At 74.2% G+C, this 16,676-nt stretch carries 16 protein-coding genes; 9 read left to right on the top strand and 7 right to left on the bottom strand.

What is annotated here, in order from left to right; all coding sequences use genetic code 11:
• Positions 1 to 95 precede the first annotated feature (95 nt).
• Positions 96 to 626, top strand: a complete 531-nt coding sequence (locus LCN96_RS38710) for a SigE family RNA polymerase sigma factor (protein WP_225267393.1) — start codon at positions 96 to 98, stop codon at positions 624 to 626.
• Positions 623 to 1,702, top strand: a complete 1,080-nt coding sequence (locus LCN96_RS38705) for an ABC transporter substrate-binding protein (RefSeq protein WP_225267392.1) — start codon at positions 623 to 625, stop codon at positions 1,700 to 1,702. The genes LCN96_RS38710 and LCN96_RS38705 overlap by 4 nt, the downstream gene beginning before the upstream one ends.
• Before the next feature lie 4 nt (positions 1,703 to 1,706).
• On the opposite strand, the gene LCN96_RS38700 is transcribed toward LCN96_RS38705, so the two are convergent.
• Entirely contained in the window at positions 1,707 to 3,134 is a 1,428-nt protein-coding gene (locus tag LCN96_RS38700; RefSeq protein WP_225267391.1) for an MFS transporter, read from the bottom strand.
• 308 nt (positions 3,135 to 3,442) lie between these two features.
• Between LCN96_RS38700 and LCN96_RS38695 the strand changes: the two genes are divergently transcribed.
• The 4 genes from LCN96_RS38695 (at position 3,443) to LCN96_RS38675 (ending at position 8,994) form a co-directional block, all read left to right on the top strand.
• Positions 3,443 to 3,853, top strand: a complete 411-nt coding sequence (locus LCN96_RS38695) for a hypothetical protein (protein WP_225267390.1) — start codon at positions 3,443 to 3,445, stop codon at positions 3,851 to 3,853.
• A gap of 60 nt (positions 3,854 to 3,913) precedes the next feature.
• Positions 3,914 to 5,089 carry a sensor histidine kinase gene (locus tag LCN96_RS38690; RefSeq protein WP_225267389.1) on the top strand — a complete coding sequence of 392 codons (1,176 nt, stop codon included), beginning with the start codon at positions 3,914 to 3,916 and terminating at the stop codon, positions 5,087 to 5,089.
• A complete protein-coding gene (locus tag LCN96_RS38685) occupies positions 5,086 to 5,751 on the top strand; it encodes a response regulator transcription factor (protein ID WP_225267388.1) in 666 nt (221 codons plus the stop codon). The genes LCN96_RS38690 and LCN96_RS38685 overlap by 4 nt, the downstream gene beginning before the upstream one ends.
• Before the next feature lie 462 nt (positions 5,752 to 6,213).
• The gene (locus LCN96_RS38675) at positions 6,214 to 8,994 is read left to right on the top strand and encodes a helix-turn-helix transcriptional regulator (protein ID WP_225267387.1); all 2,781 of its coding nucleotides are present in this window, start codon (positions 6,214 to 6,216) and stop codon (positions 8,992 to 8,994) included.
• Here LCN96_RS38675 and LCN96_RS38670 read toward each other — a convergent pair.
• Positions 8,961 to 9,371: a helix-turn-helix domain-containing protein gene (locus LCN96_RS38670; protein WP_225267386.1), complete on the bottom strand. Its 411-nt coding sequence runs from the start codon at positions 9,369 to 9,371 to the stop codon at positions 8,961 to 8,963. The two genes, LCN96_RS38675 and LCN96_RS38670, sit on opposite strands and share 34 nt — an antisense overlap.
• The gene (locus LCN96_RS38665) at positions 9,368 to 10,054 is read right to left on the bottom strand and encodes an MBL fold metallo-hydrolase (RefSeq protein WP_225267385.1); all 687 of its coding nucleotides are present in this window, start codon (positions 10,052 to 10,054) and stop codon (positions 9,368 to 9,370) included. The genes LCN96_RS38670 and LCN96_RS38665 overlap by 4 nt, the downstream gene beginning before the upstream one ends.
• A 121-nt stretch (positions 10,055 to 10,175) precedes the next feature.
• On the opposite strand from LCN96_RS38665, the gene LCN96_RS38660 reads away from it, so the two are divergent.
• Positions 10,176 to 11,174, top strand: coding sequence for a LysR family transcriptional regulator (locus LCN96_RS38660; RefSeq protein WP_225267384.1), 999 nt, complete (start codon positions 10,176 to 10,178; stop codon positions 11,172 to 11,174).
• A 4-nt stretch (positions 11,175 to 11,178) separates the two neighbouring features.
• On the opposite strand, the gene phnE is transcribed toward LCN96_RS38660, so the two are convergent.
• Genes phnE through LCN96_RS38640 form a run of 4 tightly spaced genes read right to left on the bottom strand, consistent with a single transcriptional unit; the run spans position 11,179 to position 15,020 of the window.
• Positions 11,179 to 12,009 carry a phosphonate ABC transporter, permease protein PhnE gene (gene phnE, locus LCN96_RS38655; protein ID WP_225267383.1) on the bottom strand — a complete coding sequence of 277 codons (831 nt, stop codon included), beginning with the start codon at positions 12,007 to 12,009 and terminating at the stop codon, positions 11,179 to 11,181.
• Positions 12,006 to 12,938 (bottom strand): phosphonate ABC transporter ATP-binding protein, encoded by a 933-nt coding sequence (locus LCN96_RS38650; RefSeq protein WP_225267382.1) that lies wholly within the window; start codon positions 12,936 to 12,938, stop codon positions 12,006 to 12,008. Before LCN96_RS38650 ends, phnE begins: the two co-directional genes overlap by 4 nt.
• Positions 12,939 to 12,940: 2 nt before the next feature.
• Positions 12,941 to 13,849 carry a phosphate/phosphite/phosphonate ABC transporter substrate-binding protein gene (locus tag LCN96_RS38645; RefSeq protein ID WP_225267381.1) on the bottom strand — a complete coding sequence of 303 codons (909 nt, stop codon included), beginning with the start codon at positions 13,847 to 13,849 and terminating at the stop codon, positions 12,941 to 12,943.
• Positions 13,850 to 13,886: 37 nt separating this feature from the next.
• Entirely contained in the window at positions 13,887 to 15,020 is a 1,134-nt protein-coding gene (locus LCN96_RS38640; RefSeq protein ID WP_225267380.1) for a TIGR03364 family FAD-dependent oxidoreductase, read from the bottom strand.
• A 154-nt stretch (positions 15,021 to 15,174) separates the two neighbouring features.
• Between LCN96_RS38640 and LCN96_RS38635 the strand changes: the two genes are divergently transcribed.
• Both LCN96_RS38635 and LCN96_RS38630 read left to right on the top strand, forming a co-directional pair.
• Positions 15,175 to 15,954: a GntR family transcriptional regulator gene (locus LCN96_RS38635; protein ID WP_225267379.1), complete on the top strand. Its 780-nt coding sequence runs from the start codon at positions 15,175 to 15,177 to the stop codon at positions 15,952 to 15,954.
• Entirely contained in the window at positions 15,951 to 16,667 is a 717-nt protein-coding gene (locus tag LCN96_RS38630) for a phosphonatase-like hydrolase (RefSeq protein WP_225267378.1), read from the top strand. Before LCN96_RS38635 ends, LCN96_RS38630 begins: the two co-directional genes overlap by 4 nt.
• Positions 16,668 to 16,676: the final 9 nt, after the last annotated feature.

Raw genomic sequence — 16,676 nt, 5'->3', positions numbered from 1 at the left:
CGCCGCCCGGTGGCGTCCGCGCCCGGCTGCGACCAGGCTCCAACCTTTCGGCCTTCCGGCAGCGTCTGGAGATTGACCGAAACTGAGGAGAGACGTTGGATCGCAATGCCGGCTTCCGGGCGTTCGTCGATGCTCACCAGCGCTCGTTGCTGCGGCTGGCCTACCTGCTCACCGGCGAGGAGCATCTCGCCGAGGACCTCGTGCAGAGCGTGCTGGTCCGGATGATCGCGCGCTGGCCGAAGTTACGCCACATCGACAAGCTCGACCTGTACGCGCGCAGGGCCATGGTGAACCAGTACATCTCGTGGCGCCGGCGGCGCGCCTCCGGCGAGGTGTCGAGCGCGGAGCCCCCCGAGCGGGCCCACTGGCCGGAGGACGCGGCCGTGCTGCGGATCACCCTCCGGCAGGCGCTGATGCGGCTCACGCCCAAGCAGCGCGCGGTGCTCGTCCTGCGCTTCTTCGAGGACCGGACCGAGCGCGACGTCGCCGACCTGATGGAGTGCTCGGTCGGCACCGTGAAGAGCCAGACGCACCACGCCCTGGCGCGGTTGCGCGCGCTGGCGCCCGAGCTGGCGCCGAACCTTCCCGTCATGGATCCGGCCGAGGCGAAGGAGACGCACCGATGACCTGGCTGAAGGACGCGTTCGAGCGCATCGCGGACGACATGCCGGAGCGGGACCTGGCTGCCCGGGCGATGGTGATCCACCAGCGCAGGCGGCGCAACCGCACGGCGTTCGCCGCCGCGGCGGTGGTCGTGGTGACGGTGCTCGCCGCCTGGCTCGGCATCCGCGTGCTGCCGGAGACGCCACGGGAGCCGGCCGCGCCGGTCAGCAGGCCCGAGCAGACCACGATCGAGGTCGGGGCCGTCCCGAGCGCGGCGTCGGCGCCCCTGTTCGTGGCCGTCGCCAAGGGCTACTTCGAGCAGGAGGGGCTGTCCGTGACGCCGCACATCATCGTCGGCGGCCCCGCCGGCGTGCCCAAGGTGCTCAGCGGCGAGCTGGACCTCTCCCAGACCGACTACCTGACCACCATGAAGGCGGTCGAGCAGGGCCATCCGCTCAAGCTCGTCTCAGGGCTGTACCAGGCGAGGGCCGGGACCTCCGCGCTCGTCGTCAGGCCCGGGTCCGGGATCAGGAGCGTGGCCGGGCTCAAGGGGAAGAAGATCGGCGTCCCGTACCTGCGCAGCACGGAGGAGTTCGCGCTCGCCGGCCTGCTGGAGCAGGCCGGGCTGAGCCTGGACGACGTCAAGCTGGTCGAGACCCCGCTGCCCGACATGGGCATGGCGATGGACCGCCGCCGGTTCGACGCCGCGCTGGCGACCGAGCCGCACATCACGCAGGGGGTCCAGCAGGGCCAGATGCGGGTGCTGAAGGACCTGATGACCGGCGAGTTCGCGGGGCTGCCGGGGCAGGGGTGGATGGCCGCCGACACGTGGATCCAGCGCAACCCCGCCACGCTGGCGGCCTTCCAGCGCGCGCTCGGCAAGGCGCACCGCGTGATCGCGGATGACCCCCGGGAGGTGGAGGCGGTCCTGCCGTACTACGTCAAGATTCCCCGCGCGCAGACCGCGGCGATCAAGCAGGGCGGCTACCCCACCGCGATCGACCTGCCGGGGCTGCGGCGGCTGGCCGAGCTGGGGCGGCGGCACGGGTTCCTGAAAGGCCGGTTCGACGTGCGGGAGGCCGTCCTGGCCTCCCGCTGAGCGATCAGCAGTCGCGGGCCTCGTCGAGGACGCGGGCCGCCTCCCGTTCGTACGAGCCACGCGAGGTCAGCACCACCAGGCCGCCCAGCACCATCGGCACGATCAGCGCGTACATGGCGGTGAGGAGGGAGCCGGAGGCGTCGGAGGCCATGCCGACGATGAGCGGGCCGAAGGCGACGCCGATCGTCAGCAGGAACTGCAGGACGGCGAAGCCGACGCCCCTCGACCCGGCTCCCACCACGTCGGCGATGCAGGCCGTGCAGGTCGGGATCGCGGTGGAGGAGATCGTCACGGCGAGCAGCAGCAGGATCACCAGCGCCACGGAATCGCTCATCAGCAGGGCGGCGCCGAGCAGGGACGAGCCGAGGGTGATGCCGGAGCCGCCGACGAGCAGCCGGCCGCCCTTGACCCGGCCGTGCACCCGCTTGCCGAGGTGGGAGCCGAGCAGGGTGCCGCCGAGCACGCCCACGATGGTGACGCCGCCGCTGATGCTGCTGGCCACGCCGGTCTCCATGCCGAAGGCCCGGACCATGAGGGACGGCAGCCAGAAGTAGACGCCGCCGAGGCCGAGGGTCAGGATCATCACGCCGAGAGAGACGAGGACCAGGGTACGGGTGGCCAGGACCTGGCGTACCTGGGGCCAGAAGGGCGGCTTCACGGTGCCGATGGGCGCCGGGTCGGCCTGCGGCGGGCCGGCCTGCGGCGGGCCGGCCTGCGGCGGCTCCAGCGCGCCGGGCGGCGGCGCCTGCCGGGGCACGGTGGCGGTCGCGGGGGTCGCGGTGGCCATGATCTTGTCGATCTGGCCGCGCTCCGGCTCGCGCAGCCGCCAGACGAGGACGGCGGTCAGCGCTCCCGGGACGGCCATCAGCAGGAACGCGGCCCGCCAGCCGAAGGCCTGCCCGATGAGGCCGCCCAGCAGCGTGCCCACGCCGCCGAGGTAGGTGGTCATCCGGGTCCAGCCGTACACCTGCATGCGGGTGGCGGCGGGGTAGAAGTCCGCGAGCAGGCTGCTGGCGGCGGGGTTGTCGATGTTCTCGGCGGCGGCGAGCAGGACCCGCATGAGGTAGAAGGCGGCGAAGCCGGTGGCCAGGCCGCTGCCCAGGGTGGCCAGGGCCCAGCAGAGGACGACGACCGCGATGATCCTGGTGCGGTTGTACCGGTCGGCGAGGTAGCCGGCGGGCAGCGCGACGGCGGCGGCGGCCAGCGCGGCGGCGGTCGGGATGGATCCGGCGGCCGTGTCGCTGAACCCCCATTCGGCCTGGATCAGGGGCAGCACGCCGGACATGAGGTTGGCTTCGATGCGATCGACCATGCCGACGATGAACAGCACGACGAACGGTCCCCAGCCGAAGGGGTTGGGATCGGTGGCGGTGATGCCGCCTCGCGGCGGTGATCCGAGTTTGCGGCGTTCGCGGGCGGCGGCCTTCACCATGACTTTCTCCTCGCGTTCTGGTGTCCCCCGTGGTGCGTCGGACGTGGGAAACCCCCAGAACCCTGTTCTAAAACAGAGTTCTAGGAAGAGTGTCGTACATCACACTGCGTTTCACCAGTGCCGAGTGCCGTCAGGTGAAACTTCTGACACGACGGCCTCGGCCGTCGTGCGCGACCGCGCCTACTCCTTCTGGTGCAGGCCGTACGGCGATCGGTGCAAGCCCCAGTGACGGCCGGCGGACGACGCGCCCGTGGAGCGGCCCGCCCTAGCGTGGCTCCCCGAGCAGAACGCATCGGGAGGAACTCACCATGGTCAAGAGAGTCGTCACCACGATCGCCGCGCTGGGTCTGACGGCGGGACTGATCGGATCGGCCGGTGCGCAGGCCGGTGCGGTCACGGACACCTCGGCTCCGGCGTCAGCGCCGAAGCCGCCGAAGGGCGCCAGGGCGGTGGTCCAGGTCAGCCCCAACCCCACGGCCGAGCGGGGCCAGGAGGTGACGATCACCGGCCACTGCGGGGGCGGCAAGGGGCTCAAGGCCGTGATCGCCGGCATCGACAGGGAGCGCCCGGTCCTGGAGAACCTCCGCATCGTCAAGGATGACCCGAAGGGGTTCGTGGCCAAGGGCACCCTCTCGCCCAGGATCGGCAACGGCGTCGGGCCCGTCTTCGTCGACTGCGGCGGCGAGGCGGGCGTGACCCTGCTGGTCACCCACGTCTGATCCGAACGTCCACCGGACGGGGCCCCGGCCCCGTCCCCTCCTCAGAAAGGGCGCCCGCGCATGGCCGAAGTGCTGCCACGACGCGCTCCCGCTCCCGCTCCCGTCCGGCACCTCGCCGGGATCACCGACGTCGCGCTGGCCGTCATCACCTTCGTCTTCTTCGTCGCGGTCGCCCTGGCCACCGGCATCTACAACCGGTGGGTGGGCCCGATCTCCCTCAGCCCCTGGGACGGGCCGATCCAGGTCGGCCTGTACCTTGGGGCGCTCCTGCTGGTCAGGCGTCGCCGGCCGATGACGGTGCTGCTGCTGTCGGTCGCCGGGATGGTGGTCTATCACAACGTGTTGGGGATGTGGTCCCCGGCCGGCTGGATCTGGCCCATCGCGGTGGCCTACTTCACCGCCGCCACCACGCGCCACGTGCGCTGGGTGGCCGTCGTCGGGGTGGCCCAGCTCGTCCACTCCGCGATCGACGCCTACCCCATCATCGACAACAACGTCTTCCGCTACGTCTTCCACGTCGCGGGGGAGGGGCTGCTGCTGGCGGTCCTCATCGCCGGCGGCCTCACCTACGCCGCCGCGATGCGCTGGCGGGAGCGGCTGCGCGAGAGCGACGAGCGGGCCCGTGTGGCGGAGGAACGGCTGCGCGTCTCGCACGAGGTGCACGACGTCATCGCGCACACGCTGGCCCTCGTCGGCGTCCAGCTCAACGTCGCCGCCGACGCCCTGGACGACCAGGACCCGGCGGCGGCGGCCACCGCGCTGCGCGTGGCCAAGGACGTGCGCAACCGCGCGATGACCGACCTGCGCTCCCTCATCGCGACCCTGCGCGACGACTCCGGGGACACCGCGCCGCAGCCGGGGCTGTCCGACGTGGGCACGCTGATCGCCGACGCCCGCGCCGCCGGGCTGGAGGTGACGCTGGACGAGCGCGGCGACCCCGCCGCCGTCCCCGCCATGCCGGCCATCGCCCTGTACCGCGTCGTCCAGGAGTCGCTCGCCAACACGCTCAAGCACGCGGGCGCGAGCCGGGCCGGGGTGACGATCGACTACCGGCCTGGCTGGGTCATGGTCGAGGTCACCGACGACGGGCGCGGCGCCACCGAGATCATCGACGGCCACGGCCTGGCCGGTATGCGGGAGCGGGTGAGCGCGCTCGGGGGCACGCTCACCGCCGGGCCGGTTCCCGGCGGCTTCGCGGTGCGGGCCGAGATCCCTGTGGCAGGCTCGGCGGTATGACGATCAAGGTGCTCCTCGCCGACGACCAGGCACTCGTACGGGCCGGCTTCCGCAGCCTGCTGGCGCGTTCGCGGGACATCACGGTCGTCGGCGAGGCCCAGGACGGCGACGAGGCCGTCCGGCTGGCCGCGAGCACCCGGCCCGACGTCGTCCTCATGGACATCCGCATGCCGGGCACCGACGGCATCGCCGCCACCCGCCGGATCGTCACCGGCCCGGGGGTGCCCGGCTGCCGCGTCATCATCCTGACCACGTTCGACAGCGACGAGCACGTCTTCGCCGCCCTGCGCGCCGGCGCCAGCGGCTTCCTCACCAAGGAGGTCGAGCCCGCCGAGCTGCGCAGGGCGGTCGCCGCCGTCGCGGCCGGGGACGCGCTGCTGTCGCCGGGCGTCACCCGCCGCGTCGTCGAGCAGTTCGCCCACCGGCAGGACCTCTCGCCCGGCGCGGGGCAGCGGCTGGCGGCCCTGACCTCGCGGGAGCTGGAGGCGGTCAAGCTCGTCGCGCTCGGCCTGTCGAACGCCGAGATCGCCGAACGCCTGGTCATCAGCCCGCTCACCGCCAAGACCCACATCACCAGGGCGATCGCCAAGCTGGAGGTGCGCGACAGGGTGCAGCTCGTCATCCTGGCCTACGAGAGCGGCCTGGTGCGCCCCGGCGGCTGATCCGCTTGACTTCATGTTGACATCAACGTGCAGACTTGCCTCCCCGTCCAGCGATCACCGCTCATGGAGGCAGACATGTACGACGCCGTCGGCGGCGGCCCGGCCGGGACGGCCGCCGCGCTGACCCTGGAACGGGTCCATCGCACGGTGCTGTTGATCGACGCCGGGGAGGGCCGCAACGCCCCCGACGGCGCGGGCGCAGCGGCTGCTGCTGCTGCTGGCCACCGGCCTGACCGACGACCTGCCCGGCCCGCGCGGGGTGGCGGAGCTGTGGGGCCGCTCCGCCTTCCACTGCCCCTACTGCCACGGCTCCGCCGGGATCGGGGTGCTGGGCGTGGGGTTCGGGTCGCTGATGCAGAACCTGGGGCGGGGGCCGGAGGGCGAACGGCCGGGGTGTGAGGCCACCATAAAATCGAAGGTCGGTCGCCTCTCGCGATCGATCGGTCGAGAGCGGGGGCCAGCGTGAGCAGGGAAGCCAGGTTGCGTGGCCGGCAGGGCGAGTGCGAGGCGCTCGACGGGCTGGTGGCGACCGTCCAGGGTGGCCGCAGCGCGGTGCTGGTCCTGCGGGGCGAGGCAGGCATCGGCAAGTCGGCGCTGCTGGAGTACTCGCGCGGCAGCGCGGCCGGCTGCCGGATCGCCAGGGCGGCGGGCGTGGAGTCGGAGATGGAGCTGGCCTACGGCGGGTTGCACCAGCTGTGCGCCCCGTTCCTCGACCGGCTCGACCGGCTGCCCGAGCCGCAGCGCGAGGCGCTGGGGACGGCGTTCGGCCTGTGCGCGGGCACGCCCCCTGACCGGTTCCTGGTGGGCCTGGCGGTGCTCAGCCTGCTCGCCGACGCCTCCGACAGGGAGCCGCTGATCTGCCTGGTCGACGACGCGCAGTGGCTGGACCGGGTCTCCGCGCAGACCCTCGCCTTCGTGGCGCGGCGCCTGCTCGCCGAGCGGGTCGGGCTGGTGCTGGCGGTACGCGAGCCGTGCCTGGAGCCCGAGCTGGCCGGGCTGCCGCAGCTCGAAGTGGGCCGGCTCAGCGACGGCGACGCCCGCGCCCTGCTGGACTCCGTCACCCCCGGGCGGCTGGACGAGCGGGTCAGGGACCGCATCGTGGCCGAGGCGCAGGGCAACCCGCTGGCCCTGCTGGAGCTGCCGCGCGGGCTGACGCCCGCGGAGCTGGCGGGCGGGTTCGGGCGGCCAGACGCGCGGCCGCTGGCCGGTCAGATCGAGCAGAGCTTCCTGCGGCGCGTCCGCGCGCTGCCCGCCGACACCAGGCTGCTGCTGCTCGTCGCGGCGGCCGAGCCGGTGGGCGACGTGACCCTGCTGACCCAGGCGGCGGAGCTGCTGGACATCGAGCCGGCCGCCGCGGCCCCGGCCGAGGCGGAGGGCCTGATCACGATCGGCACCCGCGTACGGTTCCGCCACCCCCTCGTCCGGTCGATGGCCTACCGGGCGGCGCCCCTGGAGGACAGGCAGCGGGTGCACCGCGCGCTGGCCGAGGCGACCGACCCGCAGACGGACCCCGACCGCCGGGCGTGGCACCTGGCCAACGCCGCGCCTTCCGCCGACGAGGGCGTGGCCGCCGAGCTGGAGCGCTCGGCCGGCCGGGCGCAGGCGCGCGGCGGCGTGGCGGCGGCGGCCGCGTTCCTGGAGCGGGCGGCCGAGCTGACCCCCGACCCCCGGCAGCGCGGCGTCAGAGGGCTGGCGGCGGCCACGGCCAAGTACCGGGCCGGCGGCTACGACGCCGCGTTCGAGCTGCTGGACGCGGCCGAGCTGAGCCCGCTGGACGATCGCGACCGCGCCCAGGCCGACCTGCTGCGCGGCCGGATCACCTTCGCCGCGACCAGCGCGGGAGCCGCCCTGCCGCTGCTGCTCAAGGCCGCCAAGCGGCTGGAGCCGCTGGACGCGGGGCTGGCCCGCGAGACCTACCGCGACGCGCTGAACGCGGCCATGGCCGCCGGCCGCCTGCCCAGTGGCGCGCAGGCGGCGGACATCGCCGAGGCGACGCTCGCCGCGCCGCCCGGCCCGCCGCCGGAGCGCAACGACCTGCTGCTGAACGGCGTGGCCAGGGCGACGACCGAGGGGTACGCGGCGGGCGTGCCGCTGGTCCGCCAGGCCCTGGACGCCTTCCGCACCGGCGGCGTGGCCAAGGAGGAGGGGCTCGGCTGGCTTCCGTTCGCCGCCCGCATGGCGCACAACGTGTGGGACTTCGAGACCTGGACGGCGCTCTCGACCCGGCTCGTCGGCCTGGCCCGCGAGACGGGCGCGCTGGCCGTGCTGCCGTCGGCGCTGCACATGCTGGTGGCCAACCGGGTCCTGGCCGGCGAGCTCGACACCGCAGGCGAGCTGGTCGCGGAGGCGGCGACGATCGGCGAGGTGACGGGCAGCCGCCACCTGGCCCAGTACGCGGCCCTGGTGCTCGCGGCGTGGACGGGCCGGGAGGCCGTGACCCGCGAGGTGAGCGAGGCGATCATGCGCGACCCGGCCATCCAGGGGGAGGGTAAGGTGCTGACCGCCACCCAGTGGGCCGCCGCGGTGCTCGGCAACGGCCTCGGCCGCTACGAGGAGGCCTACGTCGCGGCCGAGCGCGGCGCGGAGCACCCCCAGGAGCTCGGCGGCACGTACATGCGTTCGATGATCGAGCTGGTCGAGGCCGCCGCCAGGAGCGGCAGGCCGGCCCGCGCCGCCGAGGCCGCCGGCAAGCTGGACGAGCTGGCCAGGGCCGGCGGCACCGACTGGGCGCTGGGCACCTCGGCCATGCTGCTGGCCCAGGTGAGCCAGGGCCCGGCCGCCGAGTCCCGCTACGAGGAGGCGATCGAGCGGCTCGGCCGCACCGAGGTGCGCACGTCGCTGGCCCGCGCCCGGCTGCTCTACGGCGAGTGGCTGCGCAGGGAGAACCGCCGCGTCGACGCGCGCGAGCAGCTGGGCCTGGCCTACGAGGCGCTCAGCGCGATGGGGGCGGAGGCGTTCGCGGAGCGGGCCAGGCGCGAGCTGCAGGCCACCGGCGAGACGGTGCGCAGACGCACGCCGGACGAGCGCGCCGCGCTCACCGCCCAGGAGGCGCAGATCGCCCGCCTGGCCGGCGACGGGCTGACCAACCCCGAGATCGGAGCCCAGCTCTTCATCAGCCCGCACACCGTCGAGTGGCACCTGCGCAAGGTCTTCGCCAAGCTTGGCATCGTCTCCCGCAAGCAGATCAGCGCCAAGCTGTTGCAGTCGGCTCAGCCGGCGCTGTCGTACTCGCGCTCGGCGTAGCGGCCGGGCGTGCAGCCGTACTCCTTGGTGAAGGCCGTGATGAACGCCGACGGGCTGGAGTAGCCGACGCGGTGCGCCACCTCGGCCACCGGGCGGGTCTCCAGCAGCACCCGCGACGTGCTCAGCCGCAGCTTGGTGCGCACCTTCGAGTACGGCATGCCGAACTCGCGCTCGAAGTCGCGCTGCAGCGTCTTGACGCTGACGTGCAGCCGCTCGGCCCACTCCGCCAGCCCCGCCTCGTCGCCGGGGTCGTGGGACAGCGCCCGCGCGACGGTCAGCGCGAACCCGGTGCCGCCGGCCCGCAGCCCGATGAGCCCGGGCGGCGTCTTGGTCGGCGAGGAGGCGGCAGCCGAACCGTCTACCGCGGGCGTTGTCACAAAGTCGCCTGGGCCGCCTTCTGGAGCGCGGCGCGCGCGTCCGTGATCGGGTCGCCGTGCCCCACGCAGGCGACCTGCGCGTCCAGCTCCGCGAGCCGCCGGAACGAGCGCAGCAGCTCTTCGCGGTCCAGGTTGAACACCCCCGGCATGACCTGCCCGCCGACGTGCGCCACGGTGTCACCGGTGAACAGCACCCCCGCCCGCGGCAGGTGCACGGCGATGCTGCCGGGCGTGTGCCCGGGGGTGGCGACCACCCGCGCCCCGCCCCCGAACGCGATCAGGTCACCGTCCTCCAGCTCCCGGTCCACCCGGCACGGCGGGGCGGGCGGCAGCAGGTGGGCGCCGAGGCTGCGGTGCAGCGCCCGCTCCTCCTCGGTGAAGGCAGGCGGCGGCGCCGGCACCTCGCCCCTGATCACCGGCGCCTCCGCCCGGTGGGCCAGCACCTCTGCCTCGCCCCACGCCGCGACCGCCGCCGCGCCGCCGCAGTGGTCCTCGTGGTAGTGGGTGAGCACGACCCGGCGTACGTCCTGCGTGCGCAGGCCGAGCCGGCCGATCGCCTCGGCGATCTCGTCACCGCTGGTGGCGATGCCCGTGTCCACCAGCGTGAGCGCCCCCGCCTCGTGCCACAGGTACGCCTGCCCGAACGCCAGCCGCACCAGGTGCAACTCCCGGCGAATCTCCACGATCTCCACTGTTCCGCCTTCCCCTCGCTGCGACGACCAGGAAACCCGGTCCCGGACGCCCGCGTCCAACAGCGATCCCGGCCGGATTGACAACCGTTCGTTGTCAGTCCATCCTCCTGCCGTGGACGCGGACATCTCGGGCATGCGTGCCTTCGTGGTGACCGCGGAGGAGCTGCACTTCGGCAGGGCCGGCGCGCGGCTGTTCATCACCCAGCAGGCGTTGTCGAAGCGCATCCGCAGGCTGGAGGACGCGCTGGGCGCCGCGCTGTTCGAGCGCACCACCCGGTCCATCGAGCTGACGACCGCCGGGCGGCGCTTCCTGCCCGCGGCGGCCGAGGCGGTGGCGGCCTTCGACCGGGCCGTGGAGGTCGTGCGCGCGCCCGGCGACCCGATCCGGGTGGACGTCTACGACGAGCGCTTCACGCCGCTGCGCCTGGTGCGCGAGGCCAGCGAGCGCGATCCGCGGCTGCGGGTGGAGCTGAGCATGCGGCAGGGGCTCGCGGTCGCGCTGCCCGCGCTGCGCAGGCAGGAGATCGACGCCGCCTTCGGCCGGGCGCACGACCTGCCGGGGCCCTGGCCGTCCGAGCTGGCGCACCGGCTCGTGCACCTGGAGCCGCTGGCCGCGTTCGTCCCGGAGGACCATCCGCTCGCCGGCAGGACCGAGCTGCGGCCGGCGGACCTGCGGGCGGGCGGCATCGCCATGCCGGACCCGGCGGGCGCCGCCGAGTGGCGCGGCTACCTGGAACGCCTCGCCGCCCGGTTCGGCGCGCCGCTGCGCTTCAACGCGCCCGCGATCGGGGTGCGGCACCTGGTGGAGCAGTTCCTGGCCGAGAAGAGCGCCGTGGGGCTGGGCGAGATGAGCATCGAGGCCGCGGGGAGCGGGCTGCGCCGGATCCCGATCGTCGATCCGGTGCCGCTCCTGCCGTGGTCGGTGGTCTGGTCCCGGCGCAACCCGCGCCCGCTCCTGCGCTCACTGCTCGCCCAGCTGCGGCCCGCCCGCCTGCCGGATCCGGCCGACCCGCGCTCCTGGGTGCCCGATCCCGACCGGGCCCCTCGGGGCGTCGGCTCGGCCTCCAGCGGGCTGTCCGGGCGGGAGAGGAGTGGCCGCCGTCGTGGCTGACCGCTCAACCGCCGATGCGGCGGCGCACGTACGCGGAGAGCTGGTCCACGGCGACCACCAGCACCATGACGATCGCCAGGTGCGTGACCAGCTCGTCGAACCGGAACAGCTTGATCGACTGGTTGACGAGGAAGCCGATGCCGCCGGCTCCCACGAGGCCGAGCACGAGCGACGAGCGTACGTTCACGTCGAAGCGGTAGAGCAGCAGCCCGACGAACTGCGGCACCACCGCGGGCAGCACCGCGTGCGCGGCGGCCTGCACGCCCGACGCGCCGCCGACGCGCAGCGCGTCACGCGGGCCGAGGTCGATCTCCTCCATGGCCTCGGCCCACAGCTTGCCCATCACGCCCGTGTTGTGGAAGATCAGCGCCAGTACGCCGGCGAACGGGCCGAGGCCCACGGCGGTGACGAAGACCAGCGCGAAGACGACGTCGGGCACGGCGCGCAGGAACGACAGCACCGAGCGGGCCGCCTGGTAGGCCCAGCGGTTCGGCGCCGTCGTACGGGCTGCCAGCAGGGCGAGGACGAGTGCGAACGGGACCGAGAACGTGGTGCCCAGCAGGCCGATGCCCAGCGTGACGAGCGCCGCCGTGAGGCCGGGCAGCAGCACCCCGTCCCAGGACAGGTCCGGTGGCAGGGCCTGGCCGGCGAAGTCCGCCATGCCGCGCCAGCCCTGGATGAGGGCGGCGGGGGAGAACTCGGTGCCGTTCCAGGCCAGCACGTGGGCGAGCACGACGGCCACGGTGACGGTGGCGGTGGCCGTGGTGACGGGGCGCCGGCGGGGCGGGGTGAGGCGGTCGTCGGGGGGAAGCGTGCCCGCGGTGGTGCTGCTCATCGGGGCTCCTGATCGGCGTGATGGTGCGCCGGGGCGCGCTCCGGCGCGACGAGATGCGGGGCGGCGCAGTCCGGGGTGGTGGGGTGCGGGGTGGTGGGGTGCGGCGCGGCGAGGTGCGGGGCGGCGCGGTCCGGGGCGGTGGGGCCGGGGGTGGTGGGGTCCGGCCGGCGGTGGTCCGGGGCGTACAGGGTGGCGAGGTCGGTGGCGGTGAGGGTCGCGGCCGGGGCGTCGAGCGTGGCGCGGCCGTGCAGCAGGCCGGCCACGCGGTCGGCGTGGCGGCGGGCCAGGTCGGGCTGGTGGAGCACGGCGGCGACGGCCAGGCCCTGGTCGTGGGCGAGGTCGGCGAGGAGGGCGACCACCTGCTCGGCCGCGGCCGGGTCGAGCGCGGAGACCGGCTCGTCGGCCAGGATGATCTCCGCCCGCTGGCACAGCGCCCGCGCGATGGCGACCCGCTGCCGCTGGCCGCCCGACAGCCGCCCGGCCGGCTCGGCGGCCCGATCGGCCATGCCGACCCGGTCCAGGCAGACCATGGCCTCCTCGCGCAGCTCGCGGGGGAACAGGATCGGGGTGAGCGAGCGCCGCAGCGGCAACCGTCCCAGGGCGCCCGCGCAGACGTTGTCGAGCGCGCTGCGGCGGTGCACGAGGTGGATCTGCTGGAAGATCATCGCCATCCGACGGCGCAGCGAGGCCGTGTCGGCGGGCCGGCCGTGGACCAGGATCTCGCCGCCGTCCGGGCGCTCCAGCCCGACGACGCAACGCAGCGCGGTGGACTTGCCGCTGCCGTTCGCGCCGAGCAGGGCGACGAACTCGCCGGGCGCCAGGCTCAGGTCGAGCCCGTCCAGCACCGTCCTGCCGGCGAACGACTTGCGCAGCCCGCGCACGGCGAGCGCGGGCGCCGCGCGCACGCCCACCGCCTGTGGCGAGGTCATCGTCATACGTCCTTCTCGGTCAGGCCGAGCGCGGTGGCCAGGTCGAACAGCGGCTGGTAGGTGTCCTTGGTGACGGCCACCAGCGGCCCGGGCGGGTTCACGTCCAGGAACGCGCCGACCTTGGCGACGTCGGACGGCCCCAGCTTCAGCAGCGCCGAGGTGATCGCGGCGCGCAGAGCCGGGTCGAGCTTGCCTGACACGGTGATCGGGTCGTTCGGGATGGGCTCGGAGGTCCACACCTGGCGGTACTTCGCGGGGTCGAGGCTGCCTTCCGCCTGCGCGGTGGCGAGCTGCTGGCTGTTGATCTCGGCGGCGTCCACCTTGCCGTTGGCCAGGGCCAGCAGCGCCTCCGGGTGACCGCCCGCGTAGTCGATCTTCACGTCGGCCTCGGCCAGGCCCTGCGTCTTGAGCGCGTAGCGGGGCAGCGCGTCACCCGAGGTCGAGCCGGGGCTGGACAGCGCCAGGGACTTGCCCTTCAGGTCCTTGACCGAGGTGATCGGCGAGTCCGCGGGCACCCAGATGCCGGCCGTGTACGTGGTCAGCGCGCCCTCGGCGTCGGCGAAGGAGGCGACGGGCTGGGCGTCGGCCTTGGTGCTGGCGAAGACGTAGCCGAGCGGGCCGAACTGGGCCATCTCCAGCCGGCCGTTGCGCATGGCCAGCACCTCGGCCGAGTAGTCCTCGACGATCTTCAGCTCGACCGGGCAGTTCAGGCTCTTCTGCAGCGCGGCGGCGAGGGTCTCGTAGGCCGGCTTGAGCTTGGCCGGATCCTCGTACGGCTCGACGCCGAAGCGGATCTTCCCGTCGGGGCAGGTGGCGGCCGAGCCGGTCGCCTCGGCACCACCGCCGCCGCAGCCGGTCAGCAGCAGCGCGGGAAGCACGGCCAGGGCGGCCAGGGCAGGTCGTGCGCGCATGGGGTCTCTCCTCGGAAGGGGTGGTTCGCAGGGGTGGTCAGGCCAGCAGGTCGTCGAGGACCTCGGGGGCCAGGCCCAGGGCGGTGGTCATGCCGATGCCGGAGGTGACCGACACGACGCGCACGCCCGGCATGGGGGCGGCGACCAGGAACGGCTCCGGCGCGGAGGCGTAGACGCCGCGCCAGCGCTCGCGCACCGTGAGCCGGCCGGTCCCGAGCAGGCGGGCGCTCTCGGCCAGGACGTGCCGGTCCAGCTCGTCGTCGCCGAACGGCTCCGGGGTCACGGCGTAGGCGTGGGTGTCGCCGACGACGAGGTCGCCGTCGGGGCGCTGGGTGAACATGAGGTTCAGGCCGATGCCGGTCAGCTCCGGCCGCTCGCTCTCCAGGCGGGCGCGCAGGGCGGGCTCCGACGGGCAGGCCGCGAAGCCGCCGTAACGCAGCAGCGAGAAGCCGGACAACACCGCGGGATCGACCCGGCGCCCGTGCGGGTCGGCCACGCGCAGCATGCGCAGCACGCAGCGGCGCAGCCCGGCGCTCTCGGCGAGGGCGGGGAAGTGCCGGTCGACGTCGTGCCCGACGGCCATGACCACGTGCCCGGCCCTGATCCGGCCCCGGCTGGTGGTCACCAGGCCGGGCTCGACGAGGTGCGCGGAGGTGGCCCAGTGGAAGCGCACGCCCTGACCTGCCAGCCAGGCGGCGATGGCGTGCACGGCCTGGCGCGGGTCCACGCGCACGTCCAGCGGCAGCCAGGCGCCGCCGACCACGCCGGGGCCCACGGGGATCCGCCCGGCCACCTGACGCGCGTCGAGCAGCACCGCCTGCCCGTCGCGGGCGGCGGCGAACTCGCTCAGGACCGCGTACTCGTCGTCGGCGCGGGCGACCACGACCGTGCCGCTCTCGTCCAGCCAGAGCCCGGCCTCCTTGGCCAGGCGCAGCCAGGCGGTCCTGGCGGCCATCGCGTACCGCAGGGCCCGGCCGTCCTGGGCGGTGAAGCAGCCGTGGCCGAAGTTGCGTACCGAGGCGCCGACAGCGCGCTCGTCCCGCTCGACGACCACGACGGACAGCCCTCGGGCCACGGCGTCCACGGCGTGGGCCAACCCCACGATGCCCGCGCCGACGACCACGAGATCGGCCGCGTCGAGGGACGTGTCCCACGGCAGGTGACTTGTCATGATAAGTACGCTGCCGTTCGCGGCCGGGTGCCGTCAATCCCGAACCGGACATGTCATCTTGCGTTTGCGTCACGTCATTTACGCAGGTGACATGGGTATTGCGGAGATCGGAAGGCTTCCGTGAAATGTCCGCACTCCTGTATGGTCAAGTCACATGGACGCACCTCTCCACGAACGCGTCGCGTCGGATCTGCGCCGCCGCATCAGCTCGGGCGAGCTGCCGGTGGGCTCGGCCATCCCCTCCGAGTCCCACCTGTGCGAGCAGTGGGGCATCTCGCGGGGCCCGATCCGCCAGGCGCTGGCCACGTTGCGCGCCGAGGGCCTCATCGGCGGCGGGCGCGGCAAGCCGCCCGTGGTCCGCAGCCAGAGCATGCCGCAGCCGTTCGAGACCTTCCTGTCCTTCTCGCGCTGGGTGGAGCTGATGGGCCGCACGCCCGGGCAGCGCACGCTCGAGATCGCCCGCCGCCCGGCCGGCCCGGAGGCGTGCGACGCGCTCGGGCTGGAGGAGGGCGAGCACGTCGTGCAGATGGTGCGGCTGCGGCTGATGGACGACCTGCCCGCCATGGTCGAGCGCACCACGTTCGTCTGGCCGGTGGGGCGGCTGCTGTTCGACTTCGACTGCGACTCCGGGTCGGTCTTCGCGTATCTGAGCCGGTGCGGCGTGGACCTGAGCAGGGCCCGGCACACCATCGACGCCGTCGGCGCCGACCGTGCCGACTCCGAGCTGCTCGGCATCCCGGTCGGCGCGCCCCTGCTGCGCGAGCGGCGCCAGACCTCCTCCGCCTCCGGCGAGCCCGTCGAGTTCTCCGACGACCGCTACCGGCCCGACCTCGTCTCGTTCACCATCGACAACTCGCAGCAGGCCCATCCGGCGCTGCTGCGCAGCCCCAACGACCTGCTTCCCGCCCGAGCCCCGCAAGGAGAGACCCCGTGATCGAACTGGCGGTCCTGGACATCGCCGGCACCACCGTGGAAGAGCACGGTGCCGTCTACCTCGCGTTGGAGGAGGCCGTGCGGGCGGCGGGCGGCAACCCGTCGGCCGCCGACATCCGGCGCTGGATGGGCGCCGACAAACGCGAGGCCATCACCGCCCTGCTGACCTCACCACCGACCGGTGGCGCGGCGCCGGAAAGCCGCGCGGCCGGGGCGGTGGGCGGTGTGCCGTCCGATGACACCGTGGACGCCGCGTTCGCCGACTTCCGTGCCCGGCTGCGCGCGGCCTACGCCGCCCGGCCGCCCGCGCCGCTGCCCGGCGTCCCCGAGGCGATCCGCGCGCTGCGGGCGGCGGGCGTCAAGGTGGCGCTCACCACCGGGTTCGACCGGGAGGTGACGACGGCGCTGCTGGCGGCGATCGGCTGGGAGCACGGCGTGCTGGACGCGGTGGTGTGCGTGGACGACGTCGCCGCGGGCCGCCCGGCGCCGTACATGATCTTCCGGGCGATGGAGGCGACCGGCGTGCACGAGGTCGGCCGCGTCCTGACCGCCGGCGACACCGTCCGCGACCTCCAGGCGGGCACCAACGCCGGCGCCCGCATCGTCGCCGGGGTGCTCACCGGCAGCCAGGACGCCGCCACCCTCGGCGCCGTCCGCCACACCCACCTCCTGCCGGGCGTGGCGAGCATCCCGGGCCTGCTCTCCCTGAGCTGAGCGGCAGCC

The organism is Nonomuraea gerenzanensis, assembly GCF_020215645.1.
Taxonomy (GTDB): Bacteria; Actinomycetota; Actinomycetes; order Streptosporangiales; family Streptosporangiaceae; genus Nonomuraea; species Nonomuraea gerenzanensis.
The sequence above is the reverse complement of the archived record's forward strand: the minus strand, read 5'-3'. Positions and strand labels throughout refer to the sequence as shown.